The following is a 21,544-nucleotide window of genomic DNA, read 5'->3' on the forward strand; positions in this document are numbered from 1 at the left end:
ACCATGAAAGTTTCCTTTAGGAAAATTATAGTAATATACATTACAGTAATTTAGATTACCCTAATAAAAGGTCTTGCACATGAAGTTTTACAACAGAGACAAAGAGTTAGCCTATTTGAGAAAGATCGGTGAAGAGGCGAAAAGTACCTCACGTATGACCATCATCGTAGGGCGAAGACGGATCGGGAAAACGAAGCTCATCAAAGAAGCCTACGCCAAAAGAGTCTACCTCTTTGTCTCAAGGAAAAATGAAGCCCTGCTTTGTGAAGAGTTCATTAGTATTATCCAAAATGAACTGGATGTCAAAGTATTTGGAAGTTTCACCAACTTCAAAGACCTCTTTGAATACCTGATGGAACTCTCTAAGACCACTCCTTTCACACTTGTTCTCGATGAATTTCAAGAGTTTTTACAGATCAACCATACGATTTACGCTGATATGCAAAATATATGGGACAGCTACAAAGATGAGAGTAAAATGAATCTGGTACTCAGTGGGTCTATCTACTCTCTAATGAAAAAGATATTTGAAGATAAGAAAGAACCTCTCTTTGGACGAGCGAATCATAAAATATATCTCAAACCCTTTAGCGTAGAAACCCTCGAAGAGATACTAGATGACAATATTTCCAACTACACCAATGATGATCTGCTCTCTTTTTATATCTTAACCGGTGGTGTTGCCAAGTATGTTGAGTTGTTTGTAGACAACAAAGCCTTTACCTTCGCCGCGCAACTTGACCTGGTATTTGATGAGAACTCTCTTTTCATCGATGAAGGGAAGAACTTACTCATAGAAGAGTTTGGTAAAGAGTATACCACCTATTTCTCCATACTCTCACTCATCGCTTCTTCCAAAACATCACGCTCGGAGATAGAGAGTATACTCGGAAAGAATGTCGGTGGGTATCTGGATAGACTGGAGAATGAATATACCATCATCAAAAAAGTCAAGCCTATTTTTGCTAAGGAAGGAAGCAGGACACTTAAGTATGAGATCATCGACAACTTTTTCCACTTCTGGTTCCGTTTCATCTACAAAAACCGTTCTGCCATTGAGATAGAGAATTACGACTATGTTAAATCCATCGTTCAAAGGGATTTTGCTACCTATAGCGGCAGATTTCTGGAAAAGTACTTCATAGAAAAGCTCAAAGCATCTGGAAAGTTCTCTGCCATCGGAACCTATTGGGAAAAAGGCAACCAAAATGAGATAGACATCGTAGCGGTCAATGATGATGAAAAAAAGATGCTCATTGCAGAAGTCAAACGAAACCCTGACAAGATCAATCTGGAACTGCTGGAGAAGAAAGCTCAAAAGCTACTTCAAAAGCACAAAGGACATGAAGTTGTTTTCAAAGGATACTCGTTGGAAGATATGCGTAAAGAGGATCTGTTTAACTCGTACCATATCTTCTGATATGGTACGAGTAGCGATATTGGGCTTATTGGTTTATTGAATTTGAGGTATGCATTCCATATCGGGAGATATGGAACGAGCAAGAGCAGTATAGTGATATTGAACCGGTTAGTATAATCCACATGGCGGGTATGGTTGGCATACATCGCTATGAACATATGCTGCCATAAGATTACAGGAAGCTGAACAAGTGTGGTGAAAAAAGCTTGTTTGAGTCTGTTTGTTTTCATTTTTGTCTCTTTATCCATTTCCATAACACAAAAGGTATCCCAATAAAAAGTACCATACCTGCAACAAAGATCAAGCTGCCGATCACAATGGCACCTTCGGGAGGCGTACCCGGCGCATCGGTTGCAAAAACACCAAGCAGTGCAGAAAAGTACCCGACAATACCTATTGCCAGAATACAATAAAGCCACCACAGAATTTTTTGTACTACTTTCATTCTTCTGACTTAATTAACATAAGGATACACAAACCTACCACCCATAAGGCTCCCAGTATATCTTTCCTTGAATATAATACATATCCAGACATCCCTTCTTCGGCAGTGTTTTATCGTCTATCGTAAAACAGTATTCCAAACTTTTACAAGGTACTTTCTTTCCTGTTGCAACGTAACGGCAGGTACGCTCCTTGTCTCTATGTGCTTTTTTATATATTTGCAAACTATCAATATCGGCATGTGTCACCCCATCAAGAAACGGAAAGTTCTTTTTCCATGACGTTTCACTGCCAGTCAATCTTTCGAATTCTTTTTTTGTATATACTCTACCACTGTCTGTGATATTGGCAAATGCTTTCATATCTCTATCCAGAATATAGTGCATACTCTTTTTTATATTTTTCAAAACTACTTTATCCAGTGAAGTGTCACTTTTTGGCGGTAAGTGCTTCTGTTCTGTTACTTGTTCCTGCATGGTTTTTTCTTTTTGAATATCTTTTTTTGATATCTTCAGTAAGCTACGGATCCTCTCTTCATATGCATTTTTGATACACGAAATATTACTTCCACAATCATTACGTTTTTTAAGCCAAAGCTTTTGTGAAACATCTTTACTGCGAACCTTTGAAGCGCCATAAATTTCAGCAAGTTTTATATCTAATGCGCTCAATGTGTCATCAGTACAAATCGTATGTTCTGTTTTATTTAATTTTGGAGCAGTACACCATGAAGGCATTGCATCATTTATCTTCCCATCCTTCACACATCTTACATATCTGCTCTTAGACTTCATACTCATTTTGTCATCACCCTGACGGAAACGAACATACCACACAACATCATCATCACCAGTTATAGCTGTAGATGACCAGTAATTGTTCGAGCTACTAAAACCCATTTTAGAATAACACTGTTGATAATCCAAATCTTCAAGATTATTTCCTACATCATTAACAACCCCACCACACATTGTCACTACATCTCTCAATTCGTCAATACTGGGAAGTTGACCACCACTGGCACGGCATATCTTTTCAGCCTGTAGCCAATTGGCTTTGCATGCTCCACTATCAAACTTTCCTCCCTTTGCCTGACAAATACTACTGCTTGGACTGATCCATTTACTTCCTTTTGCCAAGTTCTCAAAATAGTCTGTAAATATGGGATTGTGTTCGATGACATTTTCTACTTTATGAAGATAGCCACAAGGCAACTCTTCTTCTGTTTCAGTACAATAGCCTTTAAGCTTTTTATACTCTCTTATAAAGCCTAGCATCTCTTTATCCATCTTCTCTTCTGAATCCATTTCGGAAACAATACCCCGAAGATTCATCATAAATACGTAACCACACACTCTTTTGTCTACAGCACATCCACGTTCAAACATATTTCTTGCAAACAAACCATTACCTGATGCCCAATAACGTCCTCCAGCCTCAATACACCCATCTGCATTGCCACCATAGCAAGAAGAACCATAATATTTCAAAGAACGCTTCTGATACTTTTTGGGATCCATCATTTCATTAACAACACCTGCCATAAAACAGCCGTCAGATGACTCGTTCTCACATGCAATTTCAAAACACTTTGCTGCATTGGCATAATCTTTCACCTTTTTAAAATGCAAACCCGATTGCAATACAACTGGCAATGAACTATCATCATTGCACTCCTCTGCACTTATATTTAGACTTAACACAAGCATACTGACTATCAACCTAAAAAGTATTTTTTTCATTTTCTCTCCTTTTTATGTAACACGACTTTATCATTTTTTCCCTGTTATTTTTCACAGCACACCTCTTCAAATATCTTCTGCGCCACTTGCTCTGCATACTCCCAGCTTGAAAAAAGCAGCGAATCTTTGATGAAATAGTCTACACCACCGTATTTGTACACGCTCAACAGTTCTTCTGCACTCGCAACATTTTTGGCCAGTCCGTATAACTGCTCATCTAGTTTGGCACACATATACGCCACTGCCTCCTCTGTACTATGAAACTCCGCTATTTTACAGGGATGGCTCTCCCCTTTCATAAAATCGTAGTTGTCTTCAGCCCATACTTCTATTATCTGACTCATTACCGCCTCTTCTCTACTCTTTTTTCACTCACCACTTCCCCCGTCTCTACACAGTAGGCACTGAGCATCCCGTACCCATGCTCACTCATGTAGCATCCCGTATCGATATTGACATAGTGTGGCTGCACATCGGCACCATATGGAGTAACGGTGTGTCCGAAGATGTTGAAAATGGGTGCGTTCTCATCAGGCTCTCGCCTGTTCCAAAGTGCCATCTCGGCAAAGGTCTTGTACATTGCATCGCTGTAGCGCATCCCCCAAACGGTGGCGATAGGTGCATGTGAGACGACAACGGGTTTACCTGAAGAGTGGTCTATATCGAGTTGTATATACAGTGGCAGCGAACGCATCCAGCAAATATCCTCTTTGAATATCTCCAGCCTCTCTTTGGCATCCAAAGCAACTACGGGCTTACCCTCTTGCAAGGTAATAAGCCCGTACGACTTGAGTGTGGCAATACCACCGTTGCTATACCAACTGTTATACGTTTTTATAGGTTCATTTTGTTCAATAAATAGGGCAAAACTGCTGCCGTATCCCGTCATCATCTCCTCATGGTTGCCCATCACACACCCATGTCCACCCTCTCGCACAAACTTCACCACCTCTGCACTTCTGCTGCCGCGATCGATAAGGTCGCCTACAAATATGAGCTTGGCATCGCTGGGAAGTTTTTCGACAAGTCTCATGAGGGTGTTGTATTCACCGTGAACATCACCGATGATGTAATACATTATTTTATTACCTCTCTTTTTTATACATTTCAAAAAGTTTATCTACAACCTGTCAATCCTCAAAAAGCTCTTCAGGAGGTATAGATCCATTGCTAAAACAAGCTGTTTCCTCTTGCCAGTGATTGATTTTTCTTAAATCATCCCAGTATGGACTTTGATACAATCTCTCTACAAATCTCAGAAACCGGTATCCCATTTTCTGCCTGTTTTAAAATTGATAGTATCTGTGTATCACCAAATCGTGACTTCTTCATAGAAAATCTTCTTATAATATTTTACTGGAATTTTCCACTTTTAGAAAGATTGGATTTTTAACTCGTACCATATCTCCTGATATGGTACGAGTAGCGATATTGGGCTTATTGGTTTATTGAATTTGAGGTATGCATTCCATATCGGGAGATATGGAACGAGAAAGCTTCCAGCCATACGTGCTCTGCCTCATCAACTTCTACACACATTTTACACACTATAGGTATAGAATGGAAATAAGTCAAATACTCTTAATATGGATCATAAACCTACTGACCAAGGGAAAAACAATGAAAACAAATAAAAAGACGGTATTTCTTCTATTGGCTTTTTCTCCCGCCATAGTGTTTGGGCACGGAGATGAAACTCATGAAGAAAAAGTAAAAACAACTAAAAGTGTAGTTCAAAAATCAGTCAACACTACCCAGAGCGCTCTATATGAAGAGATCAATAAATCATATCTGAAAAATATCAAACCGATCTTTGAAAAAAAATGCTTTGATTGTCATGCAGATCCGGAAAATACACCATGGTACTATACACTACCCGGTATCAAACAGATGATGAACTATGATATGCGTGAAGCCAAAGAGCATATGGATATGCGTAAAGATTTTCCTTTTATCTCTCACGAATCACCCCTGAATGATCTTAAAAGTATTCAAAAAATAGGTATGGAAGGCGGTATGCCGCCACTTCGTTATATTTTAGGACACTGGGATTCCAGATTAACCGATGCAGAAAAGAAGGAGATCATTTCCTGGAGTACCAGATCGATCAAATTATTAAAAAGCGAAAAGAAGCATAAATGATCTTTCTCACTAACTGACCTCCTGTTTTAAATCCAAACAGAGAGGTACTCAAAAAAAGATCGACATACTTGTAAATAAAACTTTTTGATACGCTATCACCGGACTACCCCATTAACCATTCTGTCCATGACTTCAATCTATGCAGCCTGTGTGGTGATGTCAGTATGAAAAGTACAGCAATGACAAACAGCCCCAAAAAGGTTGTCCATACCCATTTCCAGCCCAGTTTTTTCCGCAGTATCCATACAACACCCGCTATCATAAACAGAAAGAACCCATACGCCTCTGCACGATTCATAAGCGGATAGACATAGGATCCAAACCCCCATGAGAATAACAACAAGCCAAAAACAATCACACTGTTTGTATATTTTTGCATTTTACGTACCTTTTTCCATATTTTCATACTGAAAGTCATCCATGACTCTTCTTTTTCCAAAGCTCTCTGGAGCTGTTACAACTCCTGTGGCTTCAAGCTGCTGCAGAATTATTCCGGCACGTTCATACCCTATATGGAGTTTTCGCTGCAAATGCACTATCGTGCTCTTTCTATCCGTCAATACAATCTGCTTTGCCTGTTCATACAGCTTATCTAAAACAATAGTTCCACTTTGGGACATTCACCCCTCCTTAATTACAATCTACACTTTCTGTAAACTCTTTGAGCATAGCAAGGTATTTTATTCTGTTCACAGCTAACATATCATGATGATCGCCATTAATGAACAATTTACGCTCTTTAGGCTCATTTACCCTGCTATAAACAGCATCTGTTTTCATTTGATTCTCATTCAAGATCCTTTCTTGTGTTTTTATGTAAAATATTAAGATAGACTATTTAGATATTTTAGATGTCATAAAGTTGTTTGGAAAGTTGCATAATGGAGCTTTTGACAAGATCAGTGACTTTTGTAAAGAGCCAAAGTTTTAGAAAAATAGACAAGAACAATGAAAGCCGATTACCTGATAATTCCCGATATTCACGGACAAGTTAAGCAGTTTGATGCTGTAGTGCAATTGATCAAAGAATCCATACAAAAAGACAGAAATATACATATTCTGTTTCTGGGAGACTACATAGATCGTGGAGAGGGTGGTAATTTCAAACACTATAGTAAACGCTTTAAAAAAGAGGTCGAAATATATTATGAAGATATTGGTTCGAGGTTGGTTATTGAGAGACTCTTCGATCTTAAAGATTATTTTGATGAGCACAATATCACTCATACATTTTTGCGCGGGAACCATGAGCAGGAATTTATTAGAAATATCCAAATTGCAGAAAGCGGCAACAATCTTATAGCGATCCTTGAATCGAAGATGAATGACCTCAACAGAAAAACCTATCAAGAGATGATCTATACGCTAAAAGGCTTTACCCAAGAATTTGATCTTATGAAAAAAACAAAAACTTTTTTTGAATCTATGCCACTTTATATGTATGATAGAGAGAATGAACTCTTTTTTGTACATGCAGGCGTAGAACCGGGCATATCACCTGATGGCTCCGGTAATGATACTTACCTATGGATAAGAGAAAAGTTTTATATGTACACAGGTACCTATCCTGCAAGAATCATTTTTGGCCATACTCCGATAGGCAGTTTAAATGAAGATGAGAAGTCATTTTTAAATGTTTGTGAACCGGAAAACATTATTTTAAAAGAAGACCGTATAGGCTTAGACAGTGGAAACTATCAAAGGCACCCCTTGAATGTTTTGCGAATTAAAGACAGGATATACGAACTCATCAAGATTGATACACATGGCGTCATCGCATCCGCAATGCCCTTAAACTTATGAGAAAGGTCATCCTCTCTCATAGATAATGGGTTTTGGAGCAGCACTGACACTACCGTTATATGCTCGCATACCATTCACATATACATCCACAGCCGATGAACTCACTATCACTGTTGCAAGCCCACTACTGTTCGTTTTAACCTCCGGACCGCCATAAGCTTTTACTCTTTGTCCTGAAAGACCTTTTCCTGTTCTTCGGTCAACAACCATTACCTGTACTGCATATGCCATTTTTGCTCCTTTTTAATATCATAGTCGGCTTTTCAAGCACCTCTGTTTTTCCGTATATGTAATTTATTGCAATTTTTTTAGATAAAATAGACAAGTGCCTCAATTGACAAAATAGTTAATGATCAGCCCAAGAGTCACCATACCATACACCCATACCGCAATAACAAACTGCTGACGGTATGCCCTCTGTTCAAACAAAAGCCTATAGACCACCAGCATACTTCCTATAAACGGGAACCAGACTGCCCACATCTCTTGCATGTCAAACAGCAGCAGTATCGGCCATAACAGTCCGTCTACTGTACCAATGAAGAGCCCTTTGAACACTTGCCAGATAAAACTGAAAAACCCTCTGCTTTGCATAAGGGTGTCGATGAGCATCATTGCAAATGTCATAATGGCGGTTCCACCGTAAACAAGCCATGCAGAAAAGAACCATGGTCGTTCACGCATCGTCTCCAGCAGTGTGCCCAAAGCCACCTCTTCTTCAGACTCCTTTTGGGTAAAAGGATGCGATGACCTGCTACTGTACCCTGCTCTCATATACGGAGGGGTAGGATCTATATCTTTGAGTCCCATCTTCTATCCTTCTTTAAAGAAGAGTTCCCACACTTTTGCTCTATCCCCAAGTGCGACCCGATCCTGACAATCAATACAGGAACTGTTTGGTTTTTGATGCTCCCATGCAATCTTTTGCCCTTGATTTTCCAGAGTCATGCAGTTAATATAGGTATTTTCCAGCATTTTGTCTTTATATCCCCAAAATAGATTCATAAATTCCAGGCTCAATGTACTGACCGAAAGCATATTAAGCGGATAAACTGACGGGGACTTGACAGATATATCCTCCACCTGAATATATTTTCGTCTCTGAGCCTCTTTCTTCATGCTTTCGGATACAAAATCATAGGCGAACTCTGTCTTTTTGAAATAGACCTCTTCACAATTGAAACAGTGTGTCGCTGCCGGAACAACCACAACATTGCGCGCAGACAGCTCTTTGATGTTTCCCTGCTCTACAACAATACCGCTTGAACAGTCCAGGTACGGAATAAGATATGCCAGTGCCATTCTGTTAAGAAGATAGCGTGCTTTATTGCTGTCTACAGCACCTATGACCACATCACTGTCCTTAATGTAGTCTATCACCTCTTCATTAAAGAGGGTAGACTCAAATGTCTTGATTTTTAGATCAAAAGCTATCGGATAGAGTAGATCTTTTAAAATGTTGACCTTATATCTGCCAACATGACAAATCTTTCCTCCCTGCCATCTGTTCAAGTTAGTATCTTCCAGCTTGTCATCATCAATGATCACAAGGTTTTTTACACCAAGTCTCACCAGTGTTTCAGCCAAAATGGAACCGGTACCTCCCGCTCCCACCAGTGTCACCTTCAACCGAGAAAGCTCTTTTTGCCCTGCTTCTCCAAAACCAAGGATCTGTCTGTTATACATCTTCATATCAACAGTATGATCTTCATGGCTCTTATTTACAGGGGTTATATACTTCATAGGATACCCTACTACCACTATCTGATCAACAGAAGTAAACACTTTTGTTTCTTTCACATACCCTCTTGCCGCGATCGTTTTCTGCCCAAAGACCATGGTAAGCATTTGTGCATCTGGTTTATGTTTGGTAATCTCCGTATAGAAATACTCGAACAGTTTCTGGTCATTGGCATCATCAATACCCGAAAACCAGACATTCCCTTCTTCAAACGGATGGGAATGACAGCTTATGAGTGCCTGATGTTTTCCGTTGACAAACTGCTGAAAAAGTCCATTCACCAGATCATTTTCTATCTCTACGTGTACGGCGGAGACAGAGATCTCTTTTTCATCAAAGATGACTATCTTGTCTACCAAAAATACCGTATTACATGTATGGTGGCTGCTCTGTGCCAGGTTGCACAGCAAAAAAGCGTGCTTTTCATTTCTGTCTGCAAGAAGGAGGCTTTTAAGCTCATCAAAGGTCTCCTTCGTAAACTTCACAATCGTTCTGTTCATTGCGAAACTCCTTCTACTCCCAGGAGTTTATAGTAAATGTAGTAACAGTAGTATGCAAGAGTATCACCCTCTTTGATGTTGTTTCTGTTAAAGTTCCAGCTGTTGTCATTGTAGTGAAAACATATCCAATGCCAGTTATTTTTGAGGCTTGACTCTACATGGTCACTCTCAAGAATGGCATGGTCATAAAGATGTGTACCGAATATCTTTTCCATTGCACCAATATTTTGAGAACCTTTAGGTATATGAAACCCAATTGGAGGGCTGTCCGGATAGTTGTTTAGAATAAAGAGAAACGACTCTTTGTCATACGGAAAACGGTAGGTGCTTCCATCTTCAAGTGTTGTTTTTTCAGGAAGCGGAAAATCCATCTTCACCCAGTGCTCTCCCGGGGTCTCAAAGTCATACGTGATCATCGGCTGATCGATGCCAAGCTCTCTAAAGAACTGAAGCAGATAGGGAAACTCCTTGTGCAGATAATACTCGGCAATATCATCTGCACCGTCAATAATGTTCCCCTGAAACGGTTTTGGTGTAACCGTACCGATGTTCTCCGGTGCCATTCTCTCCAGGTTTTCCCGGGTCATCACCTCGACCTTTCCTTTTTGTTTATCCTCTACGATGAACTCCTTTACACCGGACTCATACCCGGGTACTACTTCTGCCAGATTGACTGTTTTTGCCATGCTGTACTCCTTGTGCCATACTGCAAATAGTATCTGTCCGAACTTTCCCGGACACCTCTCGTCTTTCACATTAAGAGTATGTCTGAAAATTTTTGGATATTTTGGAAATATGCTTCTTGTCTTCCAAAATCTCTCTTAACTCATCTTCACACCTGCCAACATTCTGTTGGCTGACAATATTACTGTGCGATGATTATTTTTAAAATTTTGGAGGGAGTATAATTATTTTGAAAACAGAGGTAAAAAAGTAAACTCAGCCACTAAAGAGTGACGTTCGGATAAGAGTCTGTGGTTGTGATATCATTCATTCATCTACCGGAGGGTAATAAAGTTCTGAACGGTCGCCCAAAAACTGCTACTCACCCTCACTATTTGTCCCTATAGCTTCCTGACACTCTTTCATATAATCAAGAAATTCTTTGGCACTATTATCACCTGTAAAATGTATATACAACTCTAACTGCCTGATGGTCGTTCCCATATCGAACTTTTTCAATGACTTCTCATTCCAGTCCAGATAATCATTGAGTTTTCCTATGGCATCATGCATTTTATCCATAAGTACCAAAAACTCTATTTCTGTTGCGACTTCCCACCAGTCATCTTCATTTGTCTTCCAACCGGACTTATGCACCTCTTCATAGAGTGCTTTGATCTCTGATCTGGTATCGGTCTGTTCACTGTCGGTTTCCAAAGCATTGATAATTCCGATCAAGTAAGCAATATTGATCGCATCATAGTATCTTTCTTCTTTTTTGAGCCCATATGACTCTCTGTATGAAGCCTGTGCCTTCCCTAAAAGATCCATATCTATATATCGTACATCAGGTGGGTTCAGCGTTCCCTTTTCACTATACAATGCTTTACGTTTATAGTTTGAGGCGATCAATGTAAGTACTTCCGGCTCCTCCATGTGATATCCGGCAGAAAAATAAAGTATATTCAAGATATCCAATGCACCGTCCCAGTCTCGCACCCTCTCACTTGAAAGTAAAACTGCTTTGAGATGCTGAATAAGGTTGTAATGTTTGGCTTTATAGAGTGTATTGGAAGCAAGTAGCACATCTGTTATCCGTAGTGCATCTTCGATTTGGTTATTATCTTTAAGTAAACGTATCAGGGCCATCATAAAGTCAGGAGAATACCCTTCTATATTACCGGGGAGACTAACAGGGTCCTGTGTATCAAGTATTTTTATCTGCTCTTCTTCAGCCGGTGACATTTTAATAATATCATCAAAGAAAACCTTTTCTTTCTCTTCCCATACAGGAGTGTCCTGATCAAGAAGATAGGTATCAAGATGCTTCATAAACTCCTGTTCGGTATAGTAGTGTTCGGTCCAGACATCATACCTTAGACCAAATCCTTCACAGATTTTCGTTCTGTTCTTTGTCTGCAGCTTATTCCCCGCACCATTTTCCCAATTGTTCACCGCTGCCCTGGATGCTCCTATCTTTTCTGCAAATATCTCATAATGCTCATATTTGTCCCTGTATTTGCTTACCATACATTGAAACTTTTGTATATCTGTCATTTCTACTCTTCCTTCGCTTCTCTCTCACATTCTACGATAAAAAAGCTTTTATCTTTTTGTTCTGTATATACAACAATATCTCCTGTACCGCCAGTACCACCACTCGGTTTGCCATCCCACAAAAAGAGCATCATATTGCTTCTGTCTACGATCTCTTCCCCTGTTTTCAAATATTGTTTATCTCTATACTCTCCATACTTTGAGATATTTTCCTCGGTACACCCCTCACATAACGGTATGACCGTTGGTTTATCCATAGCAGTCATTGTCAGTGCTTTATACTCTTGCAGTGATTCCAATGAAAAATCTTTTTCATACAAATATGACGGCATGGGAAGCAGCACTTCATACCGAAGCTCAAGCTCTTTTGCGGCATACACGGCCAGCCTGTCTGCACCATCTGCCAAAGGCGAGACAACAATCACTTCTCTGTCAGGATTTTCCCTAATCAACTTCATCAATATTGATTTTACTTCCTCTTTATAGTCATCCATTTTTGACTTCTTCAAATCTCTATGTCCGGAGACACCTACATACAGTTTCTCTTTTAGATAATATGGTTTCATTTAGATTCCTTTTGTAATTCCGACATTTTCCAATACTGTTTTTGGATATTTTAGACAAGACAGCAAAATCTATGCTGCTTTGACACCTCTATACTCCATCACCCCATACAGCCTTAGGCTGCCCTGTTCGTACAAACCTCTTTCAGGATCTCCTCATAGTTTTTTGTCTGAGACTGCGAAAAAACCGTTTTTCTCTCTTCTGACATCCGCTCCTGCCGTATCTGCTCAAGTACTTTTTTTGCCTCTTCAAGTTCCATTTTTTTCTTCTCCACTGCTATAAGCTCATCGATCTCATCCCTGCTCAAACCGTCATTTTCCAAAATGCGCTGCGTTGCTCTTTTCGTCTGCATCTGTAGTGCAGCTGCATAGACTGTCGGTGGTCCGAATATCATTTTTGCAAGGATTGGTGCGATCTCCAAAAAGATCAGTATACCTTTGACCACCCATGAGAAGTACCCTACCTCTTTCCCTGTCTTTGGATCCTGTTTCATCTCATCCATAGCGATCAGACGGCTCATGGGACCATCTCTGAACGGAATGAACTCCGGAGAGTGTATGATCTCTTTGTAATGTGCTTCAATGTACTGCTGCTTATTTTTGGCAATATCTTCCAGTCTCTTCTGCACCCTTTTTAGCTGTGCCTCAAACCTCTTCATGATCGTCTTTGCATTTGCCTGCATTCCCTTCTGTACCTTTTGCTTATACTCTTTAAGCTGCGCATCGATTGCGGCAAGTGCATGTTCATTTTGTACCTGAAGATCTTCTTTATTCTTTGCTGACTCTTCTACCAGCAGTTGTATCTTGACATCGTAATTGTGCAGCAAGGCAGAAAGCTCCCGCATTTTGCCTTTGAGCTGATGCATACGTTTTTTATAGACCTTTGCCCTTCTTCCCTCTGTAGGAATTCCGCTTGCCCTGATGATCTTTCCGCCCACCTCGATCTCTTTGAGTCCTCCCACTTCTGCCTGATACTTCAGTTCAACTGCATCATATTCCTGCTGCATGGCATTTAGCTTTTGCTGTAACGGGTTGCGTGCCTCTTTCACTACCTTCATTTTTGCATGATACTCAGTATCTAAAGCAGCAAACATTTTTTCATACTCTTTTTCAACGCTCTTTTTCTTCTCTTCAAGTGACCTGACCACGGAATCATCACTCCATACCACAACACCGCTGTCAAGTGTTTTTATTTTCTCAATCAGTTTCTCTTCTGCCTGCTTTAAAACATCCTCTTCCTCTTCCAGTTTCTGAGCGTATGTTTTCATATCATCATACGCTTTCTTATTTTCCTTAAGATGTTTTTTCTGCATTGAGGCAAGCAGCTCAGACTCATAGAACTTCAACTCGAGAAAACTTGAAAACGTATAGGCCAAAAAGAGTGAGATACTGATACGGACAGTTATTTTTAAGATATTGCCGGCCCAAAAGCCTGTCTTTTTCCAAAGTGAGATCTGGGCACCATAGGGCATCTGCATAAACCAGTCCGACTGGTAAAATGCCCTGTCGAACAACACAACCACCAGCGCAACAATGGCAGAGACCACGCCATACAGTACATACTCTCCTGTTTCTATTATATTGCTGTCAAAGCGGACGCTTTTGGTCTCTGCATCAAAAAAGACATCTCCACCGTTCATGATAGTTATAGAGTAAAATGTAATGCCCCAGAGTACCACAAAAGTCAGTATCAGAGCATATCCTATCTGTGTTGCCCATATTTTGTCTTTTTGAGGACACTCATTCAGCATTATATTGTCTATCGCTGCTATGTCTCTTGCTATCTTATTGATCATCTTCATTGACCGCTCCTTATGTTTTGATGATCATACTCTTGCATACTTTTTTTAGATACTTTAGATACACCATATAGACATACTATCTGTCTCTTTCTCTCAATATCCTGCATCCAAAATATCCAAAAAACAGTCTGTAAATTCATAGATGAACCGGAAAATACTTGTCATCACAAATGACCAACCCATTCTCAGTCTTATATGAATTTATCATGAGATTTGCACTTAATTTTTTTCAAAGGAGCCGTCATGACAGCACCCATCATCACCAAGCATGCCAAAAGAAGACTCAAACAGCGTGCAGGACTGGCAAAAAGAGCACATGAAAAACACATATACAAGGTATTGAAAGAGGGAATGTTCCTCTACAGAAATAGAGAAAACAATGTTTTTTACATGAGGTATCATACCAAAGAGTATGTTTTCGGGCTGACAAAGCAGCTTGAGCCCATACTCATCACCCTCTATCTAAAATATCCATAATTTGTATGCGATAAATACACCATGCAGGCGGTGCCGACATCTGGTTGGCCGGAAACAACATATAGCGAGGAGTCAACAATGAAAAACAATACAACATCATTTATCAACACGGAAGAGACAAAAGCAGAAATTCTGGTAGAGCCATTGTCAGAAAATGAACAGCTCAGAAAAGCCGTCCAGTCCAAAAAAACCCGTTTGGGTCTTTTTAACGAAATAGTTTACCATAGAGAAGCAGGAAAAGCCCTTCGGGAAAGGATGGGGCAGATTGCCATCGCTCTTTTGGAAGCCCAGAAGGAAGATATTATCCATAGATTGATGCTTGATGGAGATATCCGCAAGAAAAAAGCCTATGGGATTTACCAGACACAAGTCAGTGAACTCAATAAAGAGATCATTAAAGAATCTGAACGTATTACCGATGAACTCAACGGAATGATCCAAGAGGGTATCAGTACCATATATCACAGAAGAGGCAGCTGGACCAGTAATATAAAAAATATGTACAAGCAGGGGTTGTTGGATGATGACTCCAGACAAAAAGAGCTGGAGAGAATGAACCGGTGGATTGACAGAAGTCTGGATGAGTTGGATGATAAAGCTATTTTATTTGCCAAATCACAGGCAGAGACTCTTGCACAGACACTTAAACTGTTAGACCAAAGAAAAATTGAAGATTCTATCTAAGGAGACCAACTATGAAAAAGTCACTACTCCTCATGCCACTTCTTGCCTCACTCCTTGGTGCAGGATGTTTCAAAGCAACAGATGATCTGACGGTCAATGCCCAGCAGATCCGTCTGATCTCAGACTCTCTGGGCTGGAAGGTCGGCAAGCTCAAATCTCTGAGTATTGCCGGGCTCATCAGGACAAAACAGGAGATTTTTCCGGACGGCAGTATCAAAGTCTGCATCCAAGAGCGGGATGGTGACCTGAAGTTCATCATGTACAGCAGCAGTATCGAAGAGAGCGACCCTCAATGGCACTTTTTGACGGCATCTAAAACGGGATGGTTTTAGATGCCCCTGTACTATATGCTTTGCAATAGTTCTTCAGCTTCTTCTAATGTCGATTTTTCTTCTTTGCTATGCAAACTGTTTAAAAACTTTATTTTTTCTTCGTATTGCAACTTCTGATACTCTATCAAATGTTTCTCATTCAATATCCGAATCTCTTTTGCATACTTTTTTTCCAGTTCTTGCAGCTTTCTTCTCTCTGTCTCTAAGATATTATAGAGCCGCTCAGTTTGTCTATCTGTCATAGAAGGCAAAATATCGAACCAATACTGTCGTTCATCATCATCCATACTCTCTGTTGCCAAAATCATTTTTACCAGGAGAGCATGTTTTTTCAACAACGCATTACTGATCATAAACTTTGTGCCATGCTCTCTTATTGTCGTTACACTATTGCTATTATCTGCCAACACCAAACTGCAAATCAAAATCAACCAAACAACTGTTTTCACGTTTTATCCTTTTTCAAGAGCACTTCAATCTCTTTAAAATATTTACTCTTGATACCTTTTTCCCCAAATATTGCAAAGTCCTCAATAATGACATCATCCCATATTTGTCCCGAGTCCAGTTTCAATCCTTTATTTTTTACATAGATCATTTTGGCTTCATCATATTTGCCCAAAAACAGCTTGGCATGTGCCAGATTTGTTTCGATCCATTTTTGTGCAGGATCAAGTTTTAAACCTTCCTCGGCACTTTTCAAAGCCTCTTTATATTCTCCTGAAAGCAACTGGAACCAAGAGAGGTTGCCAAACCGTTCGGCTCTTAACTTGTTAGGCATATCATCATATTTTTTCAGAGAATCCCTGGTAATCCGGATCGCTTTTGAGAGATTTCCGTTAGCTGCATTACAGGATGCCATATTGAAATAATAGTTAAAGAGAGTTTTCTCTTCTTTCTTATTTAAATTCAAATTGGTATCTTTCAAAATAGATATACATGCTTTTAGTTTTTTATTTAGATACTCTTTCTGTGTCGGAAACAGTTTGATCATTTTATCAACCAATACAATAGCCTCTTTGTTCTCTTGTAAAAGATAGCTGTATGAGAGCTGATTTAAAGCCCAGAAGTTATCATCTTGAATAGCAAGAATATGATTGATCTGTTCTTCTATTTCTTTTAATTTATAATCTTTAAATAATTTTTCTATTTTTTCTTTATATTTATAGATCATAAACTTATTTATATACAGGGAGCCTCTAAGCCAGTCAGGAACTTCATGTTTCCTGTTGATTTTTTTATAATCAATTTTCATCTTATAAATACCGTAAAAATACATATCTTCAATAGTCTCTTTTTCTTTGGTTGTATACAGCTCCGGATACTGGCTTGAGTGTCGATATAAAACCCTTGAAATCTTTACGATCTTCTCAATCCCTTCATTAAGTATTTGCTCCCATCTATCCTGGGTATACTCTTTTGCAAACCTTTCACTATTGACATAATTAAACACAGATGTAAAGTTCAATAAGGTGTCCAGTCCGCTGTATACACTGTTTTCTGTTTTGCTCTTAAACTGCTTAAACTTCATAAGCTTGTTCAAAAGTTCTTCGTTGGGCTCATACATGTACTTAAGCATGAAAGAGAGATATTCCAGGGTCTGACGATCTTTATCATTTACATTTCGATATCTTTGAAAAATATCCGGCAAATTTTGCGACAGGAGTGTTGATATCAGTCTATCCAGAGCTTTGAGTTGCTCTTTGGATAATAGCCACAGATCCAAAGAAAGCCTTGCCTCTAACTCCATTCCTACATATTTACTTTTTCTAAAAACTATACCGGTAAAAATTTTATCGAAATCATTTAACTCTTTTTCCTCAAACTTAAGCCCTAATCCTTTTTTACTAAAATACTTCGTAAGTACATTGATCAAAAAGTCTTTTCTTGTTACATTGGCATCCAGGTATGTTAGAATTTTCGATACTTTGTCTAGTTTATCAATATGTCCGTCTTTTGCATCATCATTCAGGAACAATACCCAATATGCCCCTATCATATCATTTTTTTGTTTCTCTATTGTTGCCAATCTGTCTAATGCTGTTTTTTCACTCTTTTCTGCCAGTTTTGCCTGTACTGTTGCCCTCTCTTCATTTACCTTTGCAACCCTCCACTGCCAGGCACTGAAAAGCCCAAAAAGCAAAACAACAAGAAATACTCCAAGATACAGTGTTTTTCTCCTCTTCTCCTGTTTCTCGTGAAATGCTATACTCTTTTTGATGTAGTTTTTCTCTTCGGTACTCAGCTGGTTTTGATAATCCAACAGCCAGCTGGAAGCTTTTTGCAGTCTTATCCCGCTCAGGTATGCTCTGTGCCTGGTGTTTGCATCTTCTCTGCTATACTCCTGCAAGGCTATCTCAAGCTGTGACTTGCCTACAAGAAACTCCTGCTCTTCCTGAAGCCAGTTCTGCAGCAGCGGCCACTTTCTGATAAGTGCTTCATGGGATATCTCTATGACCTCTTTGCCCTCTTCTGATTTTTTGATGAGAAGTCTTGCTTTGACCAGCTCTTCAAGAACAGCATATGCTTTTGCGGGCAGTTCTTCCCACAGGGCGATCCTTTTGATATATTCATTTTTACTGTTCACACGAACCAGATGGGGAATAAATGCTTCCTTCAGAGCACGCATGGTTTCCGCATCTTCACGGAACCCTTTTATTGCCTCTTCTGCTTTCTGCTGGATGATATGCTCCAACGGATTCTCTTCGCCTCTGGCGAGTGCCTTATAACCTTCCAGCGTAATCTGGCCACTCTTTCCATACTTTTGGTAGAGTTCGCTCATACCAAGCGCAAGCAGAGGGAGTGCATCAGTAGTCTGCATATCCTCCTTGATCTTCTCTATCAGCCTCTCATCGATATCTATTCCCGCTACCACAGCTGGATCTTTAATGATGGAAGAGACATTTTCCTTTCGCAAAGGCGTAAGTGCAAACAGTTCCATGGTCTTGCAGATAGGTTTGAGTGCTTTATCTGCCTGAAACTCTTTGAGGAAATCAGCTCTGAGTGTCCATATGGCAAAGAAGTGTTCCTTCTCCTTCAGAAGGTAGTAAAGAGAACGGAAAAACTGCTCTTTTTCATCTTTCTCTGCAAGAGAGTAGAGCTCTTCTGCCTGATCCACCGGAAACAAAATGGCACTTTGGGGGGAGACAAACTCTATCTCCGATACCAGGTCATCCAGCACCTCTTGGTAGTTCTCCTGCCAAAGTGCTTCATAAATGCTTTTATACTCTTGTTCTTTGTTTAAAAAAGCTGCCAAGTTCTTAGCAAATGCATACAGTGGTCTTCTGGTAGGTCTCTGTACAGGCAGCACAATCCACCTGTCGCTGTAGGAGCGCTTAAGCTGCGGAATAATGCCCGCTTTCAAAAAAGAGGATTTCCCCATCCCCGAAGCTGCAACAATATTGAGAAACTTTGGGGCATTTCGGTTTCTCATTGCATTAAGTTTTTCTATGACCTCCAGAGTATCATCTTCTCTTCCGAAGAAAATAGCTGCATCCTCCTCTTCAAAAGACATCATACCCGGATAGGGAGAACGGTGTCTGTCCCATTCAAAACCACGCTGTGTATGGACAGATATCTCCTTAAGTCTGCTGATCACCCTGCTTAAATCATGCTGATCCTTGGATATGTCACTTTTCTGTAAAAAACCATCTATCCATTGATCTACTTCATTATCGATACCATGGTCGATCACAACAGGAATGATCTCTTTCCCTAAAGCTTTGGCCTGTGTATACTCTGCAAAACACCATTTGGAGTCTATCCATGCCGGAGAGAGTATCAGCAGCATTGCATGGGTTCTTTTGATCTCACGGTAAAGCCGTTGTTCCCAATGCTCCCCTGTTTTGATCCCTTTTAACTTATCATGATCCAAAAAAATAGAGTCAAATCCTTGAAGTCTAATAGCTTCAACAATCTCATTTACCTTATCTTTATCTTTGGATGAATGCGAAATAAAAACTACTGCCACAACCCATCTCCCCCGCTATTATAGAAAAGTATATCGAATAGAAGTTGAAATCCTTTTGTATCGTCTAAAATATCCAATTCCAGTCAGTTACCCTCAATCAACACACATAAAAAAAGGAGAAAAGATGTCATTACATAATGATAAAATAAAAAAGTCTGATACAAAATGGATGAATGCATTTGAAAATACTGTCTGGTCTAAACTGAAGCGTAAACAAAAGCGTAAACTCTGTAAAAGATTTGGGCTTCTCTATATGAAAGACACCACACTTGATATGCTGACAGAACAGATAGAAGTGCCTGCTCTTCCTCTTGCATTTTGTATCGCTGCTATGCATAAACTCAAGCAATGGGATGTAAAGTTACTGCAAAGCAACCCATATAAACAGTTGTGGATAGAAAAGCTCACCTATGATCAAGACAGATGGGGGATCAGGCGCACACATACGCATACATATGGGATCTATGAGAATACCCCACTCTCTTATGAACAGCAACATTATCTGGAACAGCTGCTCAAAAGCTCTGTCTCTTTGGATAAAAGCAATAAAATAGATGTATTGACCTCGACGGAAACTCTCAGTGAGTTCCAGCTGTCAATGCTTATAGAAACGTTTGAAAGTGAGATGAATACCTTTGCGCTGCAATATATGAGTGACTCTGACAAAAATATCAAAAAACTTGTTCAAAAAGCTGAAGAGGAGTGGCTCGAGATAGAACAAAATCTAAGCTACTATGTATCAGGAAAAAACCATCCTGAAATTATCCTCGATAAACAAAAAAACCTTGTTCCAAGATCTATCAGATCCCACATAGAAAAAACGATCAAGGGACAAGAAGATGCAGTCAAAAAAATAGCCTCCCTGCTCTACTATCAGCAAAAAATATACCGGTCACATACCCACAAAAAGAAGATCCCGTTTGAGCCGCTTGACCCGGTGCTCATTAGTGGAAGTACCGGATCAGGAAAATCTTTTCTGCTTGAAGTCTCCTGCAATATGACAGGACTTCCCTACATTCATGCAGATTGCAGTACACTTGTCTCAGAAGGCATCAGAGGATACACGCTGAATGATATGCTGAAAGATCTTCTAAGAAAAACACATTATCGACAAAAAGAGGCTGAAGCAGCCGTTGTCATTTTCGATGAAGTGGACAAACTGCTTACACACCATGACGGGCAGGCCATCCTCTACCAGCTTCTGCGTATTGTTGAAGGTGCTGATGTAAGCATCAGCAAATCATACGGTGAAGAGAAAGAGTTTTCGAAGATCTCGACGATCTCTACACGAAAAATGCTTTTTTTCTTTGCAGGTTCATTTCAGGGAGTTATTGAAGAGAAAAAAAACCGCACCGGTTTCATTAGACCGGTAGACTCTACAACAGAGAAACCGCTACAAAGTAATGAGATCGAAAAAACAGAGCTCCCAAAAGAGCTTTTGGGAAGGATCAATGATATCATTATTCTCAACAGGCTGAGCAGGGAGGATTACAGGGAAATACTCCTGGAAAGCAAACACTCTCCTCTTAAAAAATATCAAAAGATGCTGCTGCTTAACGATAGGCATCTGGAACTCTCTCCTGAACAGATAGAAGAAATACTCGATCAGGCGGAACAAAGTCCCTATGGTGCCAGATCCCTCAACAAGATCATTAAAAACTATTTTGAAAAAGCACTCTATGAAGCACCGGACCCCCAGTAATC

23 protein-coding genes and 1 pseudogene are annotated in these 21,544 nt (G+C 39.8%); 7 read left to right on the forward strand and 17 right to left on the reverse strand.

What is annotated here, in order from left to right; all coding sequences use genetic code 11:
- Nucleotides 1-79 precede the first annotated feature (79 nt).
- Nucleotides 80-1,420, forward strand: coding sequence for an ATP-binding protein (locus IMZ28_RS07045; RefSeq protein ID WP_197547882.1), 1,341 nt, complete (start codon nucleotides 80-82; stop codon nucleotides 1,418-1,420).
- A 226-nt stretch (nucleotides 1,421-1,646) separates the two neighbouring features.
- Here the strand turns inward: IMZ28_RS07045 and IMZ28_RS07050 are convergent, their stop codons facing one another.
- From IMZ28_RS07050 to IMZ28_RS11130, 5 genes and pseudogenes are all read right to left on the reverse strand, one after another.
- Nucleotides 1,647-1,865, reverse strand: a complete 219-nt coding sequence (locus IMZ28_RS07050) for a hypothetical protein (RefSeq protein WP_197547883.1) — start codon at nucleotides 1,863-1,865, stop codon at nucleotides 1,647-1,649.
- Nucleotides 1,866-1,899: 34 nt separating this feature from the next.
- Nucleotides 1,900-3,606, reverse strand: coding sequence for an Lcl domain-containing protein (locus IMZ28_RS07055; RefSeq protein WP_197547884.1), 1,707 nt, complete (start codon nucleotides 3,604-3,606; stop codon nucleotides 1,900-1,902).
- A gap of 44 nt (nucleotides 3,607-3,650) precedes the next feature.
- On the reverse strand, nucleotides 3,651-3,950 hold the full coding sequence (locus IMZ28_RS07060; RefSeq protein ID WP_197547885.1) for a hypothetical protein: 300 nt from the start codon (nucleotides 3,948-3,950) through the stop codon (nucleotides 3,651-3,653).
- Nucleotides 3,950-4,684 (reverse strand): metallophosphoesterase, encoded by a 735-nt coding sequence (locus IMZ28_RS07065; RefSeq protein WP_197547886.1) that lies wholly within the window; start codon nucleotides 4,682-4,684, stop codon nucleotides 3,950-3,952. The genes IMZ28_RS07060 and IMZ28_RS07065 overlap by 1 nt, the downstream gene beginning before the upstream one ends.
- 164 nt (nucleotides 4,685-4,848) lie before the next feature.
- Nucleotides 4,849-4,938 (reverse strand): annotated as a pseudogene (locus IMZ28_RS11130) (transposase); the annotation flags it as partial.
- Nucleotides 4,939-5,226: 288 nt separating this feature from the next.
- Here IMZ28_RS11130 and IMZ28_RS07070 point away from each other — a divergent pair.
- Nucleotides 5,227-5,748 carry a heme-binding domain-containing protein gene (locus IMZ28_RS07070; RefSeq protein WP_197547887.1) on the forward strand — a complete coding sequence of 174 codons (522 nt, stop codon included), beginning with the start codon at nucleotides 5,227-5,229 and terminating at the stop codon, nucleotides 5,746-5,748.
- Nucleotides 5,749-5,851: 103 nt separating this feature from the next.
- Here IMZ28_RS07070 and IMZ28_RS07075 read toward each other — a convergent pair whose 3' ends face one another.
- From IMZ28_RS07075 to IMZ28_RS07085, 3 genes are read right to left on the reverse strand one after another with little or no spacing between them, the layout of a single operon-like run.
- Nucleotides 5,852-6,127, reverse strand: coding sequence for a hypothetical protein (locus tag IMZ28_RS07075; RefSeq protein WP_197547888.1), 276 nt, complete (start codon nucleotides 6,125-6,127; stop codon nucleotides 5,852-5,854).
- A gap of 1 nt (nucleotide 6,128) precedes the next feature.
- The gene (locus IMZ28_RS07080) at nucleotides 6,129-6,368 is read right to left on the reverse strand and encodes a DNA translocase FtsK (RefSeq protein WP_197547889.1); all 240 of its coding nucleotides are present in this window, start codon (nucleotides 6,366-6,368) and stop codon (nucleotides 6,129-6,131) included.
- Between the two features lie 10 nt (nucleotides 6,369-6,378).
- A complete protein-coding gene (locus IMZ28_RS07085; protein ID WP_197547890.1) occupies nucleotides 6,379-6,528 on the reverse strand; it encodes a hypothetical protein in 150 nt (49 codons plus the stop codon).
- A gap of 168 nt (nucleotides 6,529-6,696) precedes the next feature.
- Between IMZ28_RS07085 and IMZ28_RS07090 the strand changes: the two genes are divergently transcribed.
- Nucleotides 6,697-7,551: a metallophosphoesterase gene (locus IMZ28_RS07090; protein WP_197547891.1), complete on the forward strand. Its 855-nt coding sequence runs from the start codon at nucleotides 6,697-6,699 to the stop codon at nucleotides 7,549-7,551.
- 6 nt (nucleotides 7,552-7,557) lie between these two features.
- Here IMZ28_RS07090 and IMZ28_RS07095 read toward each other — a convergent pair whose 3' ends face one another.
- The 7 genes from IMZ28_RS07095 to IMZ28_RS07125 all read right to left on the reverse strand — a co-directional run bounded on the left by IMZ28_RS07095 (nucleotide 7,558) and on the right by IMZ28_RS07125 (nucleotide 14,377).
- Entirely contained in the window at nucleotides 7,558-7,782 is a 225-nt protein-coding gene (locus tag IMZ28_RS07095; protein ID WP_197547892.1) for a hypothetical protein, read from the reverse strand.
- A 99-nt stretch (nucleotides 7,783-7,881) separates the two neighbouring features.
- On the reverse strand, nucleotides 7,882-8,361 hold the full coding sequence (locus IMZ28_RS07100; RefSeq protein ID WP_197547893.1) for a hypothetical protein: 480 nt from the start codon (nucleotides 8,359-8,361) through the stop codon (nucleotides 7,882-7,884).
- 3 nt (nucleotides 8,362-8,364) lie between these two features.
- On the reverse strand, nucleotides 8,365-9,792 hold the full coding sequence (locus IMZ28_RS07105) for a HesA/MoeB/ThiF family protein (protein WP_197547894.1): 1,428 nt from the start codon (nucleotides 9,790-9,792) through the stop codon (nucleotides 8,365-8,367).
- The gene (locus IMZ28_RS07110; protein ID WP_197547895.1) at nucleotides 9,789-10,478 is read right to left on the reverse strand and encodes a hypothetical protein; all 690 of its coding nucleotides are present in this window, start codon (nucleotides 10,476-10,478) and stop codon (nucleotides 9,789-9,791) included. Before IMZ28_RS07110 ends, IMZ28_RS07105 begins: the two co-directional genes overlap by 4 nt.
- 355 nt (nucleotides 10,479-10,833) lie before the next feature.
- Nucleotides 10,834-12,012, reverse strand: coding sequence for a TRAFs-binding domain-containing protein (locus tag IMZ28_RS07115; RefSeq protein ID WP_197547896.1), 1,179 nt, complete (start codon nucleotides 12,010-12,012; stop codon nucleotides 10,834-10,836).
- 2 nt (nucleotides 12,013-12,014) lie between these two features.
- Nucleotides 12,015-12,578 carry a hypothetical protein gene (locus tag IMZ28_RS07120; RefSeq protein WP_197547897.1) on the reverse strand — a complete coding sequence of 188 codons (564 nt, stop codon included), beginning with the start codon at nucleotides 12,576-12,578 and terminating at the stop codon, nucleotides 12,015-12,017.
- Between the two features lie 113 nt (nucleotides 12,579-12,691).
- Entirely contained in the window at nucleotides 12,692-14,377 is a 1,686-nt protein-coding gene (locus IMZ28_RS07125; RefSeq protein ID WP_197547898.1) for a DUF4407 domain-containing protein, read from the reverse strand.
- A gap of 243 nt (nucleotides 14,378-14,620) precedes the next feature.
- Here IMZ28_RS07125 and IMZ28_RS07130 point away from each other — a divergent pair, with 243 nt between their 5' ends.
- From IMZ28_RS07130 to IMZ28_RS07140, 3 genes are all read left to right on the forward strand, one after another.
- On the forward strand, nucleotides 14,621-14,854 hold the full coding sequence (locus IMZ28_RS07130; RefSeq protein WP_197547899.1) for a hypothetical protein: 234 nt from the start codon (nucleotides 14,621-14,623) through the stop codon (nucleotides 14,852-14,854).
- A 78-nt stretch (nucleotides 14,855-14,932) separates the two neighbouring features.
- Nucleotides 14,933-15,538 (forward strand): hypothetical protein, encoded by a 606-nt coding sequence (locus IMZ28_RS07135; protein ID WP_197547900.1) that lies wholly within the window; start codon nucleotides 14,933-14,935, stop codon nucleotides 15,536-15,538.
- Nucleotides 15,539-15,549: 11 nt separating this feature from the next.
- Nucleotides 15,550-15,870 (forward strand): hypothetical protein, encoded by a 321-nt coding sequence (locus tag IMZ28_RS07140; protein ID WP_197547901.1) that lies wholly within the window; start codon nucleotides 15,550-15,552, stop codon nucleotides 15,868-15,870.
- An 11-nt stretch (nucleotides 15,871-15,881) separates the two neighbouring features.
- Here the strand turns inward: IMZ28_RS07140 and IMZ28_RS07145 are convergent, their stop codons facing one another.
- Together IMZ28_RS07145 and IMZ28_RS07150 are read right to left on the reverse strand one after the other, a co-directional pair.
- Nucleotides 15,882-16,319, reverse strand: coding sequence for a hypothetical protein (locus IMZ28_RS07145; RefSeq protein ID WP_197547902.1), 438 nt, complete (start codon nucleotides 16,317-16,319; stop codon nucleotides 15,882-15,884).
- The gene (locus tag IMZ28_RS07150) at nucleotides 16,316-19,840 is read right to left on the reverse strand and encodes a toll/interleukin-1 receptor domain-containing protein (RefSeq protein WP_197547903.1); all 3,525 of its coding nucleotides are present in this window, start codon (nucleotides 19,838-19,840) and stop codon (nucleotides 16,316-16,318) included. The genes IMZ28_RS07145 and IMZ28_RS07150 overlap by 4 nt, the downstream gene beginning before the upstream one ends.
- Nucleotides 19,841-19,964: 124 nt before the next feature.
- On the opposite strand from IMZ28_RS07150, the gene IMZ28_RS07155 reads away from it, so the two are divergent.
- On the forward strand, nucleotides 19,965-21,542 hold the full coding sequence (locus IMZ28_RS07155) for an AAA family ATPase (RefSeq protein WP_197547904.1): 1,578 nt from the start codon (nucleotides 19,965-19,967) through the stop codon (nucleotides 21,540-21,542).
- Nucleotides 21,543-21,544 lie beyond the last annotated feature (2 nt).

Source organism: Sulfurovum indicum (assembly GCF_014931715.1).
In the GTDB taxonomy this organism is placed as follows: domain Bacteria; phylum Campylobacterota; class Campylobacteria; order Campylobacterales; family Sulfurovaceae; genus Sulfurovum; species Sulfurovum indicum.

Bases quoted from the DNA above. Each gene is read 5' to 3' on its own strand.
- IMZ28_RS07110 (WP_197547895.1), bottom strand. From the start codon at position 10,478: ATGGCAAAAACAGTCAATCTGGCAGAAGTAGTACCCGGGTATGAGTCC.
- IMZ28_RS07135 (WP_197547900.1), top strand. From the start codon at position 14,933: ATGAAAAACAATACAACATCATTTATCAACACGGAAGAGACAAAAGCA.
- IMZ28_RS07155 (WP_197547904.1), top strand. From the start codon at position 19,965: ATGTCATTACATAATGATAAAATAAAAAAGTCTGATACAAAATGGATG.
- IMZ28_RS07045 (WP_197547882.1), top strand. From the start codon at position 80: ATGAAGTTTTACAACAGAGACAAAGAGTTAGCCTATTTGAGAAAGATC.
- IMZ28_RS07125 (WP_197547898.1), bottom strand. From the start codon at position 14,377: ATGAAGATGATCAATAAGATAGCAAGAGACATAGCAGCGATAGACAAT.
- IMZ28_RS07105 (WP_197547894.1), bottom strand. From the start codon at position 9,792: ATGAACAGAACGATTGTGAAGTTTACGAAGGAGACCTTTGATGAGCTT.
- IMZ28_RS07060 (WP_197547885.1), bottom strand. From the start codon at position 3,950: ATGAGTCAGATAATAGAAGTATGGGCTGAAGACAACTACGATTTTATG.
- IMZ28_RS07140 (WP_197547901.1), top strand. From the start codon at position 15,550: ATGAAAAAGTCACTACTCCTCATGCCACTTCTTGCCTCACTCCTTGGT.
- IMZ28_RS07095 (WP_197547892.1), bottom strand. From the start codon at position 7,782: ATGGCATATGCAGTACAGGTAATGGTTGTTGACCGAAGAACAGGAAAA.
- IMZ28_RS07115 (WP_197547896.1), bottom strand. From the start codon at position 12,012: ATGACAGATATACAAAAGTTTCAATGTATGGTAAGCAAATACAGGGAC.
- IMZ28_RS07075 (WP_197547888.1), bottom strand. From the start codon at position 6,127: ATGCAAAAATATACAAACAGTGTGATTGTTTTTGGCTTGTTGTTATTC.
- IMZ28_RS07100 (WP_197547893.1), bottom strand. From the start codon at position 8,361: ATGGGACTCAAAGATATAGATCCTACCCCTCCGTATATGAGAGCAGGG.
- IMZ28_RS07120 (WP_197547897.1), bottom strand. From the start codon at position 12,578: ATGAAACCATATTATCTAAAAGAGAAACTGTATGTAGGTGTCTCCGGA.
- IMZ28_RS07080 (WP_197547889.1), bottom strand. From the start codon at position 6,368: ATGTCCCAAAGTGGAACTATTGTTTTAGATAAGCTGTATGAACAGGCA.
- IMZ28_RS07090 (WP_197547891.1), top strand. From the start codon at position 6,697: ATGAAAGCCGATTACCTGATAATTCCCGATATTCACGGACAAGTTAAG.
- IMZ28_RS07050 (WP_197547883.1), bottom strand. From the start codon at position 1,865: ATGAAAGTAGTACAAAAAATTCTGTGGTGGCTTTATTGTATTCTGGCA.
- IMZ28_RS07065 (WP_197547886.1), bottom strand. From the start codon at position 4,684: ATGTATTACATCATCGGTGATGTTCACGGTGAATACAACACCCTCATG.
- IMZ28_RS07130 (WP_197547899.1), top strand. From the start codon at position 14,621: ATGACAGCACCCATCATCACCAAGCATGCCAAAAGAAGACTCAAACAG.
- IMZ28_RS07055 (WP_197547884.1), bottom strand. From the start codon at position 3,606: ATGAAAAAAATACTTTTTAGGTTGATAGTCAGTATGCTTGTGTTAAGT.
- IMZ28_RS07085 (WP_197547890.1), bottom strand. From the start codon at position 6,528: ATGAAAACAGATGCTGTTTATAGCAGGGTAAATGAGCCTAAAGAGCGT.
- IMZ28_RS07070 (WP_197547887.1), top strand. From the start codon at position 5,227: ATGAAAACAAATAAAAAGACGGTATTTCTTCTATTGGCTTTTTCTCCC.